The following is a 3454-nucleotide window of genomic DNA, read 5'->3' as shown; positions in this document are numbered from 1 at the left end:
TGATAACTGATAACTGATAACTGATAACTGATAACTGATAACTGATAACTGATAACTGATAACTGATAACTGATAACTGATAACTGATAACTGATAACTGATAACTGATAACTGATAACTGATAACTAATAACTGATAACTGATAACTGATAACTGATAACTGATAATTGTTATTTTTCTGCTGCCCAACCGTCGGGAGTGTAGGTTTTTAATGCCAAAGCATGGATGGCTTCGGTAGCCAGTGCCGATTGTAAAGCGCCATAAACCATTTGATGCTGTTTAACGCGGGTTTTGCCGGCAAATTCGCCGGAAATAACCACCGCTTCCAAATGATCGCCACCTCCCGTTAAATCCCGAATCATCACCTGTGCATCGGGGATTTGTTCTTGAATCATCGCTTCTACTTGACGAAAGTCAACCATCGTAACTCCTCAAAACAATTTAAAGATACTCTGTCCCATTGTTACCGAAAGCTCGTCAATGGGGATAAAATTCACTGCTTTGGGGGGGGATTGCTAGGAGTTGCGGAGGTGGGAGTCGGTGCGGAGATGGGTGTGCTGACAAATCCCATCTCGTAGAGTTGTTGATAGCTTTTTTGTCCTAATTCACTGGTGGGGTTTTGGGATTGAATCACCTGAATTAACAAAGGAACCGCCAATTCTGGCTGATTTTGCGCCCTATGGACCAAAGCAAGCTTATAGGTGGCTTCATCCCGCATTTGTCCGGTATTTAAAGCACTTTGACGCTGAGAATCGAATACTTTTGGGTCAATTCCTGAGAAACTATTAGCTAATTGCAGATGATAGTTAGATAGTTGGTTAAAAATCCGGCGCGCTTGATTGAGTTTGTCCACAGCGACATCGTATTTAGCGGCATTAATAGCGGCGTTCGCTTCTTCCACTAAACGTTGTCCCCCCTGAAGACTCAGGACACTATCGGCTTGATTTAAGGGTTTTAATTCGTTAGGATCACTAGCAGGAGTGTTAGAGTCGGGGGTTTGTGCTTGTCCGTTAGGTGCGATCGCAATCACTAAACCGATCACCAAAGTGAGCAGATAAATTAAACTATAAGGCTGTTTTCGCTTAACCATAAAATTTCTCGACTTAATGTTCCTGAGGGGAACGGCTATTTTTTTCGACATCGACAACTGACCTATAGTAGCTTTTTTGGGGCAGTTTCGATCCTACCCTAGCTTTCTAGACGTTAGATCTAGCGGTTTTGTCACCATAGCAACCGCTGTTTTTTCCCGAAGAATCAGTACAAGTACCCAAAAAGTTAGTTTATCTCCCCGATTCATGGTTTAAACACCGATAAGTCACCCCTTGGCAAGCTGTCCAGATAGAATAAAGAAAAAGCAGGAGTTTAGTTAAAATGTCTTTATCACTGATTACCCGTAAATTTACGGTGGAAGAATACGAAAAAATGGCAAACGAGGGAATAATCAAACCCGATGAAAAAGTGGAATTAATTCGAGGAGAAATTATCAAAATGTCACCGATGGGAACCCGTCATGCTGCTGGTATAGCTAGATTAACACAGTTATTTTATCGAAAATTTGGCGATCTTATTCTCTTGGGAGTGCAAAATCCGATTAGATTAAATAATAATTCTCAACCAGAACCAGATTTAAGTTTACTAATACCTCGATCGGATTTTTATGTTGCTGCCTATCCTTGTCCTCAAGATATCTATTTAATTATTGAAGTTTCTGATTCTACCCTCGATTATGATCGCTATACTAAAATCCCTCTTTATGCAGAAGCAAATATTAAAGAGGTTTGGATTATAAATCTCAAGGAAGAATGTTTAGAAGTTTATCGCCATCCTCTGCATGGTAGTTATCAAGCTATGCAGAAATATTATCGAGGTGAAAGTATTTTTCTTGAGTCCTTTCCAGAAATAGAATTCACTATTGCAGAAATTTTAGGAGTTTAGATGAACGTAGAACGTAGGTTGGGCTTCGGCCGTGAGCTTTTGCCGAACGGTTGAAGCATGAAACCCAACGCCCCGATGGGTTACGCTACCGCTAACCCATCCTACAGCTACAGCTGATAGCTGGTAGCTGCGGATTTATAACTTGCGTTCGTAACTTAACAAGGTATTTTTTAATAACATTGCCACCGTCATCGGACCGACACCCCCGGGGACAGGAGTAAGATAACTAGCCACTTCTAAAACCCCAGCATAGTCCACATCGCCCACCAAACGGTCAGCGACGCGATTAATCCCCACATCCACCACCACTGCACCCGGTTTTACCAGATCTTTAGTGATTAAATTGGCTTTACCGACAGCAGGTACTAAAATATCGGCACTTCTGGTTATTTCTGCCAGATTTTCCGTGCGCGAGTGAGCAATAGTCACCGTAGCGTTTTCCTCCAATAACATTAAAGCTAAAGGTTTCCCCACTAGAATACTGCGACCCACCACCACCGCGTGCTTACTGGCTATGGGAATATTATATTCTTTCAGGAGTGCCATGACCCCAGCAGGAGTACAACTGCGGATACAGTCCTCACCCCGTACTAAACCGCCTAAATTGAGAGGATGTAAGCCATCAGCATCTTTTTTCGGGTCAATTTGGTAGAGAAGGGAAACCGCATCTAAATGCTTAGGTAAGGGTAATTGAATTAAAATCCCGTCCACCCGCTCATCTTGATTGAGACGGACAATTTCCGCTAAAATTTCTAGTTCACTTGTATCGGTAGGAAAATGACGACCAAAAGAGGCCATACCGATTTTAGTACAAGCTTTCTCCTTATTGCGTACATAAACGGCACTAGCAGGATTATCCCCCACCATCAACACCGCTAACCCCGGAGGTCTTCCCATTGGAGATTTTAGCGTCTGGATGCGCTCTCCTAGACCAAGCTGGATTTTTTGAGCTAAGGCTTTCCCGTCGAGAATTTGGCAAGTAGTTACGGACATTCTATGATAATACCGAGAACAAAAATCTTTCGGATCCATTCTATGGTCAAAAAGATTGGCTAATCGCACTCGTTAAGGTTAAAGCAAGAATGTCTATCCAGATTCGTGTAGGGCGCATCAGCAGTTTATTATTATTGCTAGGGTTATTCGGTTGTAGTACCCTTGCTGACCTCGGTATTGCCGTTCCCTACATCGGTGATCCTCCCCTAACAGCGATCGAGCAATTACAGGAAAAACCAAAAGGCGCTTTAGTTTATCTTAGGGGAACCGTGAGCAATTATGCCCCTTTTTTAGCGGGAGGAGCCTATCTTTTGCAGGATGGTTCGGGCAAGATTTGGATTCGCACCAATAGCAATAAATTACCCCGTCAAGGCGAAGAAATCGTCATTAAGGGCAAAATTGACTTTGAAGCTATTCCCCAGGGTTCTCAAACCGTTAACGAATTGTATGTGGTGGAATTAGAACAGATGAATGCAGTAGCGGTTAATTCTCTTCCTACTCCCTCCCCGTCCCCAGAAATTAAACC

Annotated in this window: 5 protein-coding genes and 1 pseudogene; 2 read left to right on the top strand and 4 right to left on the bottom strand. The window is 42.7% G+C overall.

The window, feature by feature from the left end; all coding sequences use genetic code 11:
* The 3 genes from IQ242_RS19930 to IQ242_RS19920 all read right to left on the bottom strand — a co-directional run.
* Nucleotides 1-189, bottom strand: a 189-nt coding sequence (locus tag IQ242_RS19930; protein ID WP_193961158.1) for a hypothetical protein, incomplete at its 3' end; no start/stop codon positions are given.
* On the bottom strand, nucleotides 171-422 hold the full coding sequence (locus IQ242_RS19925) for a BolA family protein (RefSeq protein WP_002764550.1): 252 nt from the start codon (nucleotides 420-422) through the stop codon (nucleotides 171-173). The genes IQ242_RS19930 and IQ242_RS19925, both read right to left, overlap by 19 nt.
* 71 nt (nucleotides 423-493) lie before the next feature.
* Complete coding sequence (locus IQ242_RS19920) at nucleotides 494-1141, bottom strand: hypothetical protein (protein ID WP_193961157.1); 648 nt, start codon at nucleotides 1139-1141, stop codon at nucleotides 494-496.
* Nucleotides 1142-1371: 230 nt separating this feature from the next.
* Between IQ242_RS19920 and IQ242_RS19915 the strand changes: the two genes are divergently transcribed.
* Nucleotides 1372-1935 (top strand): Uma2 family endonuclease, encoded by a 564-nt coding sequence (locus IQ242_RS19915; RefSeq protein WP_193961156.1) that lies wholly within the window; start codon nucleotides 1372-1374, stop codon nucleotides 1933-1935.
* Nucleotides 1936-2070: 135 nt separating this feature from the next.
* Here the strand turns inward: IQ242_RS19915 and folD are convergent, their stop codons facing one another.
* On the bottom strand, nucleotides 2071-2928 hold the full coding sequence (gene folD / locus IQ242_RS19910) for a bifunctional methylenetetrahydrofolate dehydrogenase/methenyltetrahydrofolate cyclohydrolase FolD (protein WP_193961155.1): 858 nt from the start codon (nucleotides 2926-2928) through the stop codon (nucleotides 2071-2073).
* Between the two features lie 89 nt (nucleotides 2929-3017).
* On the opposite strand from folD, the pseudogene IQ242_RS19905 reads away from it, so the two are divergent.
* Nucleotides 3018-3454 (top strand): annotated as a pseudogene (locus tag IQ242_RS19905) (OB-fold nucleic acid binding domain protein); the annotation flags it as partial.

The sequence above is a fragment of the Microcystis sp. LEGE 08355 genome, assembly GCF_015207185.1.
Classification (GTDB): domain Bacteria; phylum Cyanobacteriota; class Cyanobacteriia; order Cyanobacteriales; family Microcystaceae; genus Microcystis; species Microcystis panniformis.
The sequence above is the reverse complement of the archived record's forward strand: the minus strand, read 5'-3'. Positions and strand labels throughout refer to the sequence as shown.

Bases quoted from the DNA above. Each gene is read 5' to 3' on its own strand.
- folD (WP_193961155.1), bottom strand. From the start codon at position 2,928: ATGTCCGTAACTACTTGCCAAATTCTCGACGGGAAAGCCTTAGCTCAA.
- IQ242_RS19915 (WP_193961156.1), top strand. From the start codon at position 1,372: ATGTCTTTATCACTGATTACCCGTAAATTTACGGTGGAAGAATACGAA.
- IQ242_RS19920 (WP_193961157.1), bottom strand. From the start codon at position 1,141: ATGTCGAAAAAAATAGCCGTTCCCCTCAGGAACATTAAGTCGAGAAAT.
- IQ242_RS19925 (WP_002764550.1), bottom strand. From the start codon at position 422: ATGGTTGACTTTCGTCAAGTAGAAGCGATGATTCAAGAACAAATCCCC.